The organism is Methylobacterium sp. 13MFTsu3.1M2 (assembly GCF_900112625.1).
GTDB lineage: Bacteria > Pseudomonadota > Alphaproteobacteria > Rhizobiales > Beijerinckiaceae > Methylobacterium.
Map to the genome: position 1 here is coordinate 91,917 of NZ_FOMM01000004.1, position 14,053 is coordinate 105,969.

At 70.4% G+C, this 14,053-nt stretch carries 17 protein-coding genes; 4 read left to right on the forward strand and 13 right to left on the reverse strand.

All coding sequences use genetic code 11. The annotated features are described in order from the left end of the window. Positions 1-4: 4 nt before the first annotated feature. Both BM314_RS03790 and BM314_RS03795 read left to right on the forward strand, forming a co-directional pair. Entirely contained in the window at positions 5-490 is a 486-nt protein-coding gene (locus tag BM314_RS03790; protein ID WP_170855147.1) for a F0F1 ATP synthase subunit B family protein, read from the forward strand. A gap of 214 nt (positions 491-704) precedes the next feature. Then, on the forward strand, positions 705-1,985 hold the full coding sequence (locus tag BM314_RS03795) for an NAD(P)/FAD-dependent oxidoreductase (RefSeq protein ID WP_091976979.1): 1,281 nt from the start codon (positions 705-707) through the stop codon (positions 1,983-1,985). A gap of 79 nt (positions 1,986-2,064) precedes the next feature. On the opposite strand, the gene BM314_RS03800 is transcribed toward BM314_RS03795, so the two are convergent. Both BM314_RS03800 and BM314_RS03805 read right to left on the reverse strand, forming a co-directional pair. Next, positions 2,065-2,934 carry a formate/nitrite transporter family protein gene (locus BM314_RS03800; protein WP_091976981.1) on the reverse strand — a complete coding sequence of 290 codons (870 nt, stop codon included), beginning with the start codon at positions 2,932-2,934 and terminating at the stop codon, positions 2,065-2,067. 43 nt (positions 2,935-2,977) lie between these two features. After that, the gene (locus BM314_RS03805; RefSeq protein WP_020093399.1) at positions 2,978-3,718 is read right to left on the reverse strand and encodes a competence/damage-inducible protein A; all 741 of its coding nucleotides are present in this window, start codon (positions 3,716-3,718) and stop codon (positions 2,978-2,980) included. Between the two features lie 77 nt (positions 3,719-3,795). Between BM314_RS03805 and sfsA the strand changes: the two genes are divergently transcribed. Beyond that, positions 3,796-4,509: a DNA/RNA nuclease SfsA gene (gene sfsA / locus BM314_RS03810; protein ID WP_091976982.1), complete on the forward strand. Its 714-nt coding sequence runs from the start codon at positions 3,796-3,798 to the stop codon at positions 4,507-4,509. Here sfsA and BM314_RS03815 read toward each other — a convergent pair. Beyond that, positions 4,496-5,338, reverse strand: coding sequence for an FkbM family methyltransferase (locus tag BM314_RS03815; protein ID WP_020093401.1), 843 nt, complete (start codon positions 5,336-5,338; stop codon positions 4,496-4,498). The two genes, sfsA and BM314_RS03815, sit on opposite strands and share 14 nt — an antisense overlap. A gap of 116 nt (positions 5,339-5,454) precedes the next feature. On the opposite strand from BM314_RS03815, the gene BM314_RS03820 reads away from it, so the two are divergent. After that, the gene (locus BM314_RS03820; protein WP_091679936.1) at positions 5,455-6,219 is read left to right on the forward strand and encodes an alpha/beta fold hydrolase; all 765 of its coding nucleotides are present in this window, start codon (positions 5,455-5,457) and stop codon (positions 6,217-6,219) included. Positions 6,220-6,223: 4 nt separating this feature from the next. On the opposite strand, the gene BM314_RS03825 is transcribed toward BM314_RS03820, so the two are convergent. The 10 genes from BM314_RS03825 to BM314_RS03870 form a co-directional block, all read right to left on the reverse strand. Next, positions 6,224-6,985: an ABC transporter permease gene (locus BM314_RS03825; protein ID WP_091977140.1), complete on the reverse strand. Its 762-nt coding sequence runs from the start codon at positions 6,983-6,985 to the stop codon at positions 6,224-6,226. A gap of 14 nt (positions 6,986-6,999) precedes the next feature. Continuing rightward, on the reverse strand, positions 7,000-7,935 hold the full coding sequence (locus BM314_RS03830; protein WP_091977141.1) for an ABC transporter ATP-binding protein: 936 nt from the start codon (positions 7,933-7,935) through the stop codon (positions 7,000-7,002). A gap of 171 nt (positions 7,936-8,106) precedes the next feature. After that, positions 8,107-8,358: a hypothetical protein gene (locus tag BM314_RS03835; protein WP_056525243.1), complete on the reverse strand. Its 252-nt coding sequence runs from the start codon at positions 8,356-8,358 to the stop codon at positions 8,107-8,109. Between the two features lie 273 nt (positions 8,359-8,631). Next, complete coding sequence (locus BM314_RS03840; RefSeq protein ID WP_042673770.1) at positions 8,632-8,958, reverse strand: hypothetical protein; 327 nt, start codon at positions 8,956-8,958, stop codon at positions 8,632-8,634. 300 nt (positions 8,959-9,258) lie between these two features. Continuing rightward, positions 9,259-9,576 (reverse strand): hypothetical protein, encoded by a 318-nt coding sequence (locus tag BM314_RS03845; RefSeq protein ID WP_244539834.1) that lies wholly within the window; start codon positions 9,574-9,576, stop codon positions 9,259-9,261. A 261-nt stretch (positions 9,577-9,837) separates the two neighbouring features. Further along, positions 9,838-10,221: an SUF system Fe-S cluster assembly protein gene (locus BM314_RS03850; protein WP_020093409.1), complete on the reverse strand. Its 384-nt coding sequence runs from the start codon at positions 10,219-10,221 to the stop codon at positions 9,838-9,840. Between the two features lie 50 nt (positions 10,222-10,271). After that, complete coding sequence (locus BM314_RS03855) at positions 10,272-11,516, reverse strand: cysteine desulfurase (protein ID WP_091976985.1); 1,245 nt, start codon at positions 11,514-11,516, stop codon at positions 10,272-10,274. Between the two features lie 199 nt (positions 11,517-11,715). Beyond that, the gene (locus tag BM314_RS03860) at positions 11,716-13,038 is read right to left on the reverse strand and encodes a SufB/SufD family protein (RefSeq protein WP_091976986.1); all 1,323 of its coding nucleotides are present in this window, start codon (positions 13,036-13,038) and stop codon (positions 11,716-11,718) included. A gap of 3 nt (positions 13,039-13,041) precedes the next feature. Continuing rightward, positions 13,042-13,794: a Fe-S cluster assembly ATPase SufC gene (gene sufC, locus BM314_RS03865; RefSeq protein ID WP_020093412.1), complete on the reverse strand. Its 753-nt coding sequence runs from the start codon at positions 13,792-13,794 to the stop codon at positions 13,042-13,044. A gap of 15 nt (positions 13,795-13,809) precedes the next feature. After that, positions 13,810-14,049, reverse strand: coding sequence for a hypothetical protein (locus tag BM314_RS03870; RefSeq protein ID WP_020093413.1), 240 nt, complete (start codon positions 14,047-14,049; stop codon positions 13,810-13,812). Positions 14,050-14,053 lie beyond the last annotated feature (4 nt).

The following is a 14,053-nucleotide window of genomic DNA, read 5'->3' on the forward strand; positions in this document are numbered from 1 at the left end:
GATGCTGCTCGAAGCCGAATTCTGGGTCGCCGTCGCGTTCGTCATCTTCATGGGCATCGCCTGGAAGGCCGGCGCCTTCTCGACGATGCTCAAGGGCCTGGACGGGCGCGCCAACCGCGTCCGCCACGAGCTCGACGAGGCCAAGCGCCTGCGCGAGGAGGCCGCCGCCGTGCTGGCCGACTACAAGCGCCGCCGCGCCGAGGCCGAGAAGGAGGCCGAGTCGATCGTCGCCGGTGCCCGCGAGGAGGCCCAGCGCGCCGCCGAGGAAGGCCACCGCAAGCTGGACGATTTCCTCGCCCGCCGCACCAAGGCCGCCGAGACGAAGATCGCCCAGGCGGAAGCCCAGGCCGAGGCTCAGGTCCGCGCCGCCGCCGCGGAGGCCGCCGTGAAGGTCTCGGAGACGATCCTGCGCGAGCGGATGCAGGGTGACGCCGCCCAGAACCTGATCCGCGCGAGCCTCGGCGAGGTGCGGACCCGCATGCGCTCCTGATCCGGACGCGGCAGCGCGACGTTCACGAAAGCCGCCTCCGGGCGGCTTTTTTCATGGTCGACGGCCCCTGTCGGCCGACGCGATCCCGCCCGGCGCGGGATCGGGGGACGGGCCGCGCAGGACGCGCTTCCGACGCCGGGCGGGATCGGCGCGCGCCGCGGCGAACATCGAGGCCGTGACCGGCGTTCCCGACCCGTGAGGATGCGGAGACGTCATGGCGGAGAGACCACGGATCGTGATCGTCGGCGGCGGCGTCGCCGGGATCGAGGTGGCGACCAGCCTCGGACGCGGCGGCCGGGCCGACGTCACCCTCGCCGATCGCAGCCTCTCGCACGTCTGGAAGCCGATGCTGCACACCTTCGCGGCGGGTACGGCCCGGGCCGACCGGCAGAAGGTGGATCTCTTCGCCCAGGCGCGCCGCAACGGCTTCCGATTCCAGCCCGGCGCCCTCGTGGGCATCGACCGGGCGGCCAGGCGCGTCCGGCTCGCGGTCGAGGCCGCGGAGGGGGTTCCGGAAGTGGAGCGCGCCTACGACCTGCTGGTGCTCGCCATCGGCAGCCGCGCCAACGATTTCGGCACGCCGGGCGTGGCCGAGCATTGCCTGACCATCGACGACCTGACCGAGGCCGAGCACTTCCACGAACAGCTGCGGTGCCATCTCCTGGCCCGGCTCGACGGCGGCGGCCTGCTGGAGATCGCCATCGTGGGCGGCGGTGCGACCGGCGTCGAGCTGGCCGCCGAGCTCAAGCACGCCATCAACCTCTTCGCGGCCTACGGCTCGCCCGACCTGCCGGGGCGCCTGCGCCTGACGCTGATCGAGAGCGGGCCGCGCCTGTTGCCGGCCTTCCCCGAAAAGGTGTCGCGCGCCGCCGCCCGCACCCTGTCGGATCTCGACGTGGAGGTCCGGACCGGCGCGACGGTGACGGCCGCGGACGCGGACGGGTTCATCCTGAAGGACGGCCGCCGCATCCCGGCCGGGCTGAAGGTCTGGGCCGCCGGCGTCAAGGCGCCGGACGTGCTCGCCGGCCTCGACGGCCTGGAGCGCTCGCGGGCCGGGCAGCTCGTCGTCCGCCCGGACCTGCGAACGACCCGGGATCCGGCCATCATCGCCCTCGGCGACTGCGCCAGCCTCACCGACTCCCGGACCGGCCACCCCGTTCCGGCAACCGCGCAGGCCGCACGCCAGCAGGCGCAGCATCTCGCGCGCCATCTCGGCCGCGCGCTGGCCCGCGGGGATGCGCCCGACGCGGACCTGCCTCCGTTCCACTACGCCGAGAAGGGCGCGATCGTCTCGCTCGCGGATTTCAACGGCTGGGGCACGCTCGGCCGCTACACGTTCGGCGGCGGGCGCCTGAACGGGCTCTCGGCGCGGCTGACGCACGACCTCCTCTACCGGCAGCACCAGATCGGGCTCTACGGGCCGCTGCGCGGGACGATGACGTGGGTCCTCGACGATCTCGACCACTTGATCAGCCCGCCGGTGCGGCTCGACTGAGGCGGTCGGCGCGTATCCGGCGTCGCGGGCGACGCGCGGTGCCGCCCGGCTGCCCGGTCCTCGGCCCAAGATCTCGGTCTCAGTCCGGACGCTCGCCCTCGACCGCCTTGGTCTCCTCGACCTCGGGGGCGACCTGCCCGTAGTTCAGCACCGCCACCAGCGCCACGCCGCCGAACGTGTTGCCGAGCAGCGTCGGCAGGAAGAACTTCACCGCGTAATCGTGCAGCGACGCGGCACCCGTGACCACGAGGTAGAAGGCCTCGACGGAGCCGGCCACGATGTGGGCGAGGCTGCAGAGCGCGACCAGCCACGTCATCAGGAGGATCACGAACGGCGCCGCGCTGGCGGTGGCCGGCAGGAACCAGACCATCAGGGCGATCATCCATCCGGCGAAGACGGCCTTGACGAAGGTCGCCCAGAACCCGTGCGCGATGGCGTCGTGGCTGATCTCCGCGAAGGCCCTGAGGACCGGCGGCTCGAAGGCGCCCGAATAGGCCAGCACCGTCGCGATCGCGAGCGTGCCCAGGATGTTGCCCGACAGCACGATCGTCCAGAGCCTGACGACGCGGAGCGCCGTCTTCACGGAGCGGTCGTGCAGGAGCGGCAGGATCGGCGTGATGGTGTTCTCGGTGAAGAGCTGCTGGCGCCCGAGGACGACGACCAGGAACCCGACCGCGTAGCCCATCGAGCCGACGATCTTGGCCCAGTCCGTCTCCGGGAGATGGCTTCGCAGCACGCCCGGCACGATCAGCGACAGGGCGATGCTGAGCCCGGCCGCGAAGGCCGAGAGGAACAGCGCGAGGCCGTGGCGGCGCAGCTCCTCGTCGCCCTCGAGCCGGATGACCTCGTGCAGGACGTAGGCGTCGGGCCGGCCGATCTCGGAGACTTCCTTCAGCAGTTCGTCCCGGCGCGTCTCGGGGTCGGCCCGCTTGTCCCTATCCCGCACCATCCGACAGCTCCGCTACGCAACACGATCGATCGGACGGGACGAGTCAGGCCGAGAGCCGCGCCAGCAGGGCCTCGACGGCGCCGCGCGCCTCGGCGAGGGCCTCCGGGTCCCGGCTGCGCACGACGATCCGGTTGCGGAAGCCCTCCGGCGTGATCGCCGGGTACGAGCCGATGGAGACGGCTTGCCGCGCCCTCGCGATCTCGCCGAGGCCGCCCGCGTAGCTGCCCTCCGGGAGGCCGGCCGCCTCGATCGTCTCGGACAGCATCGCGGCGCCGCCCGTCAGCGTCGGGGCGATCGAGTCCAGCATGGCCTGCATGATGCTGGGCACGCCGGCCATCACGTGGACGTTGCCGATGCGGAAGCCCGGTGCCTTCGAGACGGGATTGGCGATCAGGTCGGCCCCGAACGGGATCCGCGCCATGCGCAGGCGGGCCTCGTTGAGATCCTCGGGTTTGTGCCGCTCGAGCAGCATCGCCCGGGCGCGCTCGTCGACGTCGATGCCGACCCCGAAGGCCTCGGCCACGCAGTCGGCGGTGATGTCGTCGTGGGTCGGGCCGATCCCGCCGGTGGTGAACAGGTAGGTGTAGCGGGCGCGCAGGGCGTTGACCGCCTCGACGATCATGGCCGCCTCGTCGGGCACGATCCGCACCTCGCGCAGGTCGATCCCGGCGGCGGTGAGGAAGTCGGCGATGGTGCCGATGTTCTTGTCCTTGGTGCGACCCGAGAGGATCTCGTCGCCGATGACGAGGATCGCGGCGGTGACGGATTCGGAAGGCTGGCTCATGGAACTCTGGCGTCGGTCGGGTCCTGCAGGCAGATAGCGCGACCGCGGCCCGCGACTACGTGAACCCCGAGGATCCCATGCAGTTCGCCGCGTCGCTGGTGCCGGGACGGCTCGTACAGCGCTACAAGCGCTTCCTCGCCGATATCGACACCGATGACGGCCGCGTCACCGTTCACTGCCCCAATCCCGGAGCCATGCTCGGGCTCAATACGCCGGGCGCGCGCGTGCTGCTGTCGCGCTCGAGCAACCCCGCGCGCAAGCTGCCGCTCACCTGGGAGCTAATGGAGGCCGACCTCCCCGGCGGGGCGCAGTGGGTCGGCATCAACACGATGCGGCCGAACGCGCTCGTGGCCGAGGCCTTCCAGGCCGGCGCGATCGCGGCGCTCGACGGCCACGACGCGCTGAGGCCCGAGGTGCGCTACGCCGCGGCCAGCCGGGTCGACTTCCTCGCGAGCGGCGCGGCTACGGGGCCATGCCACGTCGAGGTCAAGAACTGCCACCTGATGCGGCGGGCGGGCCTGGCCGAGTTCCCGGACTGCAAGGCGGCCCGCAGCGCCCGGCACATGCGCGACCTGGCGCAGGTCGTGGCCGAGGGCGGTCGCGCGCTGGTGGTCATCGTCGTGCAGATGCGGGCCGAGGCCTTCGACGTCGCCCGGGACATCGATCCCGCCTTCGACCGGGCGTTCCGCGAGGCGCGTGCGGCGGGCGTCGCGGTCCGCGCCTATCGCTGCGCCGTCGCGCCGGAGGGCGTCGCCATCGCCGAGGAGATCCCGGTGATCACGCCGGCCTGACGGCGCCGCGCTCGAACATCAGGTTGAGACGCGAGCGCGCGATCTCGCGGTAGCCGTAGCGTCCCAGATGCCGCAGCAGGTCGAGCTGCCACTGGCCGGTGCCGTTCTCGACCAGCAGGATCCGTGGCAGCAGCGCGTCCGGCGCCTCGCGGAGGAACGGCTCGAGGATCAGGTCCTCGGCGCCCTCGACGTCGAGCTTGATGGCGTCGACGCGGTCGAGGCCCTCGCTGCGCAGCAGGTCGAGGAGCGTCACCGCCGGCACGGTGATCCGCGCGCCCTCGTTGGTGCCGACGATGCGCAGGCTCGACTCGCCGCGGTTGCGCGGATCGATGAACAGGGTCAGCTCGCCGGCCTTGTCGGCCACCGCGCAGGCGACCGCCTTGACGGTGTGGAACGGGTTCTGGGCGATGTTGTAGGTCAGGCGGTCGAACACGTCCGGCTGCGGCTCGACGGCGACGATCCGCGCCCCCGGCCCCGAGAACGCGGCCACGCAGAGGGCGTAGGCGCCGACATTGGCGCCGATGTCGAGGAACACGCAGTCCCGCGGCAGGCGCTCCTGCAGCAGCGCCCGCTCCTCCGGATCGAAGAATTGCGGGGTGAAGAGCACCTTCTTCTCGCAGTTGTTGTTGTACGGGTGCAGCCGCATCCGCGCGCCGTAGCGGGTCACGTCGAGGGGCTTGCCCCCGAGGCGCGCGATCGCGATCCGGCGCAGGAACAGCGCGAGGCGCCGCCCGTACCAGGACTCGGCCGGGATCCGGTTCGTGCGGCGGGTGATCGCCGCCACGAGGCCGGACGGTTCGTAGGTGCCGTAGGGCTGCGTGTCCGTCATGACCGGGGCGGTTTGCCAGCCGGCGCTCCGACCCGCAAGCGGATCGATCCGCGTTGCTCCCGCGCGCCCGGGTGGTCTAAGCCGTGGCCGAGCTTGATGAACACAGGTTGCGCGGCATGGAGACCTTCAATTCCGACGGCGTGCGGATCGCCTATATCGACGTCCCGCCGGCGGACGGTCCGGGCAAGCCGATCCTGCTGATCCACGGATTCGCGTCGAACCACGCGGTCAACTGGGTCAACACCCAGTGGGTGAAGGCCCTGACCCAGGCCGGCTACCGCGCGATCGCGCTGGACAACCGCGGCCACGGCGAGAGCGAGAAGCTCTACGATCCGGCCGCCTACAGCTCCGAGGCCATGGCCGGCGACGCGGTCCGGCTCCTCGACCACCTCGGGATCGGGCGCGCCCACGTCATGGGCTACTCGATGGGCGGGCGGATCACCGCGCATCTCGCGCTCGACCACGCGGACCGGGTGCGCTCGGCCCTGATCGGCGGCCTCGGGATGCACCTGATCGAGGGCAAGGGCCTGCCCTCCGGCATCGCCGAGGCCCTGGAGGCGCCCGCCGGGACGCCCGCGCCCAACCCCACGGCGGCCGCCTTCCGGATGTTCGCCGAGCAGACCCGGAGCGACCTGCGGGCGCTCGCCGCCTGCATGCGCGGCTCGCGCCAGACGCTCAGCCGGGGCGAGCTCGCGCAGATCGAGGTGCCGGTCCTGGTCTCGGTCGGGACCCTCGACACGGTCGCGGGCTCGGGACCGGCCCTCGCCGCCCTGATCCCGGACGCCCGGGCCCTCGAGATCGAGGGCAAGGACCACTCCACGGCGGTCGGCGCCAAGCCGCACCGGGACGGGGTGCTGGCCTTCCTGGCCGCGCAGCCCTGAGGCCTCAGCTCTTCAGCCGGTAGCCCGTGCGGAAGATGTAGGTCACGAGGCCGAGGCAGATCACCAGGAACAGCGCGGTCATGCCGAGGCTGACCGCGATGTTCACGTCCGCCTTGCCGAAGAACGCCCAGCGGAACCCGCTGATCAGGTACACGACCGGGTTCAGCAGGCTCACCGCGTGCCAGAACGGCGGCAGCATGCTGATCGCGTAGAAGCTGCCGCCCAGGAAGGTGAGCGGGGTCACGACGAGGAGCGGGACCAGCTGCAGCTTCTCGAACCCGTCCGCCCACAGGCCGATGACGAAGCCGAACAGGCTGAACGTCACCGCGGTGAGCAGCAGGAACCCGATCATCCAGAGCGGGTGGTCGATCCGCAGCGGCACGAACAGGGCCGAGGTGGCCAGGATGATCAGCCCGATCAGGATCGACTTCGAGGCCGCGGCGCCGACGAAGCCCAGCACCACCTCCAGCGGCGAGATCGGCGCCGACAGGATCTCGTAGATCGTGCCGGCGAAGCGCGGGAAGTAGATGCCGAACGAGGCGTTGGAGATGCTCTGCGTCAGCAGCGAGAGCATGATCAGGCCGGGCACGATGAAGAGCCCGTAGGGCACATCGTCGACCGCCGAGACCCGGGAGCCGATCGCCGCGCCGAACACCACGAAGTACAGGGTCGTCGAGATGACCGGGGCCAGGATGCTCTGCCCGGCGGTGCGCCAGAAGCGGCCCATCTCGAACAGGTAGATGGCCCGGACCGCCGGCCAGTTCATGCTGAACGCCGCGCTCATGGCTGTGCCCTCTCCTCGCGCACGAGGCCGACGAAGATGTCCTCCAGCGAGCTCTGCTCGGTGTGGAGGTCGTTGAATCGGATGCCCGCCGCGGCGAGGCCGGTCAGGAGCCCCGTGATGCCGGTGCGCTCGGCGCGGGTGTCGTAGGTGTAGACCAGCTCGGTCCCCTCCTCGCCGAGCGCCAGGCCGTAATCGGCGAGTTCCGGCGGTACCGCGGCGATCGGCTGCTGGAGGTGGAGCGTCAGCTGCTTGCGCCCGAGCTTGCGCATCAGCGCGGCCTTCTCCTCCACGAGGATGATCTCGCCCCGGCGGATCACGCCGATGCGGTCAGCCATCTCCTCGGCCTCCTCGATATAGTGGGTGGTGAGGATGACGGTGACGCCCTGCTGGCGCAGGTCGCGCACGAGGCGCCACATGTCCTGGCGCAGCTCCACGTCGACGCCCGCCGTGGGCTCGTCGAGGAACAGCACCCGGGGCTCGTGCGACAGCGCCTTGGCGATGAGCACCCGCCGCTTCATGCCGCCCGACAGGGTCATCAGCCGGCTGTCGCGCTTGTCCCAGAGGGACAGCGCCCGGAGGATCCGCTCGATATGCCCGGGATCCGGCCGCAGCCCGAACAGGCCACGGGAGAAGCTCACGGTATTCAGCACCGTCTCGAAGGCGTCGGTGGTGAGTTCCTGCGGGACGAGCCCGATGGCCCGGCGCGCGGCGCGGTAATCCGCCGCGATATCGTGGCCGTCGACCAGGACGGTCCCCGCACTCGCGGTGACGATCCCGCAGACGATGTTGATGAGCGTGGATTTGCCCGCTCCGTTCGGACCGAGCAGCGCGAAGATCTCGCCGCGCTCGATGGCGAGGTCGATGTCACGCAGGGCTGTGAAGCCGGACGTGTAGGTCTTCGACAGCTTCGAGATGGAGATGATCGGCATCAGAGCCTGGTGCGAGCGGGAGCGTGCACGGGTCCGGCAGCCATGCTCAGGCACCGGACACGCGAGGGGCCGGCCGAGCGGGACGCCTCCGGCGGCGGGCGCCCCTATAGCATGGTGAATGACCGGCGCTGACCGAGCCCGTGTGCGCCACCGCACCGCGAGGGCGCCCGCGGCTCACCGGCGGCCGAGGCGCTCCGCCAGCGCGAGGCACTCCTTGCGGAGTTCCGGATCCTCGATGCGCGAGAAGGCGGTCAGCAGGGCGGCGCATTCCGCGGCGCTCGGGCCGCCGGCTGCCGGGGACCCCGGCGGCCCGCGGAAGATCGAGACCGGGACGTTCAGCGCGTGGGCGATCTGGCGAAGCAGCACTTCCCGCTCGTGAGCGGAGTTCGCCGTGCCGTCGAGATCGAATCCGCCCGCGTCCGTCATGATCTCTTCGAAACCAGTCCTTCGGCCGAGCTCGGATGCACGGGATGCCCACAGACGCTGCTCACGCGGCGCGCGGCACGACCATCCACACTTTCTCGGCGGGTGCAACCTACCGTTATGGTATCAGCTTGGCAGGGCCGCACTGTCCAGAACGCGCGGACAGCCACCCCGGACCGAGATCTTGTGCCGCTCATCTGTAATCGGCGAAGTCGGTTCAGCCTCCGTTCCGAATCAACATCCAGAAATACAATTGCCGGTAGCATGGTTCCGTCACTAGGCCGCTCGCCGAAGCGTGATCAGCGCGGCCAGGCCGATCAGGGTCGCTGCACCGAGGATCCGGCGCCAGGGATTCACGCCGCGCAGGAGCTCGTCGATCGCCCACCATGTCAGCGCGATATCGGCCCCGAAGGACAGAGAGGAGGCCGGCAGCCAGGGGGCCAGCTCTCCCCTGTCCCGGGCCAGCCAAGCCGCGAGGCTCAGGCCCGCGAAGAGCCAGAGCGGCAGGTTCGGCCACTGCGCCACGGTGATCGCGCCGGTGGTCCTGTCGCGAAACATCCAGTCGACGGCCCGCCCGAAGGTCGTGCGCGGACGTGGAGACATGGCTCGAACCTTCGTGAGTTCCGGCCGGCGCAGATCGTGCCGCCCCGCCGGACCAGAATGAGCCGACGGCTCCGGAAGGCGCCTTAACACATCGGTAACGTTAGCAAAGGGAAACCGTCGGTAAATCCCTAACGGATCCTGAAAGGACTCGCGAAAAATTCGTTAATCTGGTGATCATCGGTCATCGGAACGGCGGCCAACCAGCCGAACATCGAGGATCGATCATGAGCGCCCGTCTCGAAGACCTGAAGTTCATGCTGACGCTCAGCGCCGTGGTCCTGCTCGGCAGCGGCCTCGACGTCATCCTGCGCTGATCGCGCCAATCAACCCGGCGCGCGGCACCGCGCCCCCGGACGTGAAGGCGCGTCCGAGCGCCGCGCGGGCGGCCGACGGACGAGCCTCCGGAGCACCGCCCCGGCCGGTCGTGTACGGGACGGCGATCAGCCGCGCGGCAGCGTCCGCGGGACGGCGCGTCCCCCCGATCTCGACAATCGGGATCTGTCCGGAGCGAAGGAAGCTCCGCAAGTCCGCGGCCCGCGCCCGCCGCTCCGTCCGCATCTTGAGCACGGCGATCACGAGGCCGGCCAGCCCGGCCGCCTCCAAGAACGCCGCGACCACGTAGCCCGCAGCCATCCGCTTCCACCAACTGTATCGAGGAGAGGCCGCCCTCGCGGCGGCCGCCACCGATCTGCGGGGTCATGGTTAGCGGGGCCTTAACGGCTTCGTAGAAGTCCGCAGATCGCGCCGGCGTCGACACTCGCCGCCCGCGACCGGGGCGCGGTGCGAGCCTTTCCCGTGCAACGATAATCGGGCGCCGCGCAGGGTCCGCGCGTCGCGCCCGGGAGTCCCTTCGGGAAGCCGTGACGCTCCACGGGGGCGCTACCACATGTCGAGGGCGACGCGGGCCTCGTCGGACATGCGGCTCTGGTCCCACGGCGGGTCGAAGACCATGGTCACCGCGCAGGACTGGACCCCCGGCACGGCGGACACCGCGTTCTCGACCCAGCCGGGCATCTCGCCCGCGACCGGGCAGCCGGGCGCCGTGAGGGTCATGTCGATCGCGACGACGCGATCGTCGCCGATATCGACCTTGTAGATCAGGCCGAGCTCGTAGATGTCGGCCGGAATCTCGGGATCGTAGACCGTCTTCAGCGCCGCGACGATGTCGTCGGTCAGGCGGTCCAGTTCCGCCTGCGGGATCGTCGAGTCGCCGGCGACGTCGGGGGCGTTCTTGCCGCCCGTGATGGTGGCGTCGGTGCTCATCGCTTCACTCTCCCCGGGCCCGCGCGGGCGGGACCAGCCTCATCCCAGTATCAGGTGAACAGCATCTCTGCTCTGCCGAGCGCCTCGGCAAGGGCATCGATCTCGGCGGTCGTGTTGTAAAGCCCGAACGAGGCGCGGCAGGTCGAGGTGACGCCGAAGCGGTTGAGCAGCGGCATCGCGCAGTGGGTCCCGGCCCGCACCGCCACGCCCTGCCGGTCGATCACCGTGGCGATGTCGTGGGCGTGCGCGCCCTTCATCTCGAAGGCGATCACGCCGCCCTTGCCCGGTGCGGTGCCGATGAGGCGCAGGGAATTCATCGCGCCGAGGCGCTCCTGCGCGTAGGCCGTGAGCTTCGCCTCGTGGGCGGCGATCGCGTCGCGCCCGAGATTCATCATGTACTCGAGCGCGGCGCCGAGACCGACCGCCTCGATGATGGCCGGGGTGCCGGCCTCGAACCGGTGGGGCGGATCGTTGTAGGTGATCGCGTCCTCGCTGACCGTCCGGATCATCTCGCCGCCGCCCTGGTAGGGCGGCAGGCGCTCCAGCCATTCCTTCTTGCCGTAGAGCACGCCGATCCCGGTCGGGCCGTAGACCTTGTGGCCGGTGAAGACGAAGAAGTCGCAATCGAGCGCCCGCACGTCGACGGGCTGGTGCACCGCGCTCTGCGCACCGTCGAGCAGGACCGGCACGCCGTGGGCATGGGCGATGCGCACGATCTCGGCGGCGGGCGTCACCGTGCCGAGCACGTTCGACATGTGGGTGATCGCCACCATCTTGGTCCGCGGCGAGAACAGCTTCTCGTATTCCTCGACCAGGAAATTGCCCTGGTCGTCCACCGGGGCCCACTTGATCACGGCGCCCCGGCGCTCGCGCAGGAAGTGCCAGGGCACGATGTTGGAGTGGTGCTCCATGATCGAGAGGATGATCTCGTCCCCCTCCCCGATCAGGCCGGCCCAGCCCATCGACGAGGCCACGAGGTTGTAGGCCTCGGTGGCGTTGCGGGTGAAGATGATCTCGTCCGTCGAGGCGGCGTTGAGGAACTGGCGCGTGGTCTCGCGCGCGCCCTCGAAGCCCTCGGTGGCGGCGTTCGCCATGTAGTGCAGGCCGCGGTGGACGTTGGCGTAGCCGGTCTCCATGCAGGAGACCATCGCGTCGATCACCTGCCGGGGCTTCTGCGCCGAGGCGGCGTTGTCGAGGTAGACGAGCGGCTTGCCGTAGACCTGCTGCGCCAGGATCGGGAAATCCTTCCGGATCGCCGCGACGTCGTAGGCGGGGGTGAGGACGGGTGCGTTCATGGTCGCGACCTTCCGAAGACTTCGCCGATCCCGGGAACAGCCCTCATCCTGAGGTGCCGGAGCGAAGCGGAGGCCTCGAAGGCCTCCGGCTGGCGTTGCGATTCCTGGACCCCGCCCCGAGGCGCGCTGCCGCGGTGGCCTCAGGCCGGGATCAGGCATCGAGAAGGGCCGGTCCGCGGAGCGGACCGGCCGGGTCCGATCAGCCGCGCGCCTGGAGCCAGGCCTCGATCTCGCCGATGAGCGCCGCGCGGGCGCCCTCGTGCGTGACCGCCTCGACGGCCTCGCCGACGAAGGCCTGGACGAGCAGGCTCTCGGCGGTCGCGCGCGGCAGGCCGCGGGCCATCAGGTAGAACAGCAGGTCCTCGTCCGGCGCGCCGCAGGTGGCGCCGTGGCCGCAGGCGACGTCGTCGGCGAAGATCTCCAGCTCCGGCTTGTTCATCATCTGCCCCTCGTCGGTGAGGAGGAGGCAGTCGGACTTCATCTTGCCGTCGGTCTGCTGGGCAGCCTGACGGACGATGATCTTGCCCTGGAACACGCCGGTGGCGTCGCCGTCGATGATCCACTTGAACTGCTCGCGGCCGACGCCGCCGACAGCGGCGTGATCGGCGAGCAGCGTCGAGTCGGCGAGCTGGCCCTTGCGCAGCATGGCAGCGCCGTTGACCACGACGTTGGTGTCCTCACCCGCGACGTGGACGAAGATCTGGTGACGCGACAGCACCGCCCCGGTCACGAGGTTGACGGTCTCGACCTGACCCTCGGCCTCGACCTTCAGCGACAGGGTCGAGAGCGCGATGGTGGCGTCGCCCTCCGTGTTCAGGCGGGTGTGCCGGAAGGCGGCCTTGGGGCCGACCACCACGTCGAGGGCGTCGTTCGGCTGGCAGGTGAGCCCGTCCGGACCCTCGTGGCTCTCCAGGAGACCGAACTCCGCGCCCTCGCCGATCTGGACGAGCACGCGGGTCGCCGTCGAGAACGGCGTGTTCCCGGCGCCCACGAAGCGCAGGTGCAGCGGCCCCGCCGGCTTCGCGCCGGGCGCCACCGTGATCAGCGCGCCGTCCGCCAGGAAGGCGGTGTTGAGCTGGTAGACCGGGTTCTCCCGGGCCTGCGCCACCGGCGCGAGCTGCTTCAGGTCGACATGCGCCTTCGTCAGCGCCTCGGACATCGGGACGACCGTGACCCCCTCGGGGATCCGGTCGAGATCCGACAGCTCGCGGACGAGATGGCCGTTCACGAAGGTCAGGCGCGCGGCCTCGATGCCGGCGAAGCCCTTCGCCCCGGCGACGGCCGCCTTGGCAAGGTCCAGGCTCGGCGCCTCGGCCGGGGGCGCGGCCTCCGTGATGGTGGCGCGCAGGTCCGTGTACTTGAAGGCCTCGACCCGCCGGCTCGGCAGGCCGGTCGCCTCGAAGAAGCGGAAGGCCTCCTCGCGGGCGATCGCCTTCTCGCTGGCGAAGCTCTGGCGGGCCGACTCGAACAGCTTCGACAGGCCGGCCTCGGCGGGGGAGCGGAGGTTGGTGACGTCGGCCATGGCTCAGGCCGCCTCCCCGGTGCGGTACTCGGCGTAGCCGGAGGCCTCGAGCTCGAGGGCGAGCTCCTTGCCGCCGGTCTTCACGATCTGGCCCTTCGACATGACGTGCACGGTGTCGGGCACGATGTGGTTGAGCAGGCGCTGGTAGTGGGTGATCACCAGGAACGAGCGGCCCTGGTCGCGGAGCGCGTTCACGCCCTCGGAGACGATGCGCAGGGCGTCGATGTCGAGGCCGGAATCGGTCTCGTCGAGCACGCAGAACTTCGGTTGCAGCAGCGCCATCTGGAGGATCTCCATGCGCTTCTTCTCGCCGCCGGAGAAGCCGACGTTGAGAGCGCGCTTGAGCATCTCCTTGTTGATCTCGAGCTTGTCGGCCGCGCCGTTCACCGCGCGGATGAAGTCCGGGGTCGACAGCTCGGCCTCGCCGCGCGCCTTGCGCTGCGCGTTCAGGCAGGCCTTGAGGAAGGTCATGGTGCCGACGCCGGGGATCTCCAGCGGGTACTGGAAGGCCAGGAAGATGCCGGCCGCTGCGCGCTCGTCGGCGGCCATCTCCAGAACGTTCTGCCCGTCGAGCAGGATCTCGCCGTCGAGAACCTCGTAATCCTCCTTTCCGGCGATGACGTAGGAGAGGGTCGACTTGCCCGAGCCGTTCGGGCCCATGATCGCCGCGACCTCGCCGTCGTTCACGGTCAGGTTGAGGCCGTTCAGGATGCGGTTGTCCTCGATCTGCACGACGAGGTTCTTGATTTCCAGCATGTCAGTCCAAGTCCTTCAAAACCATTCGTCCCGCATCGCCCGCAGGAACGCGGCGCTCCCGGCCGGATAGCCGGAGAGGTCGCCGATCACCGCGTCGATGCCGCACCGGGGACAGAGGGCGGTGCCCTCATCGGCGATCCAGCCCGCGATCTCGTCCGGCGCGAAAACCTCGAGGCAGAAGAAGCATCCGCACAGAACGCTGCTCCTGACCTCGTCGGCGTGTCGCGCGCTGTGCCGATGGGCCGCGCGCAGCACGTCG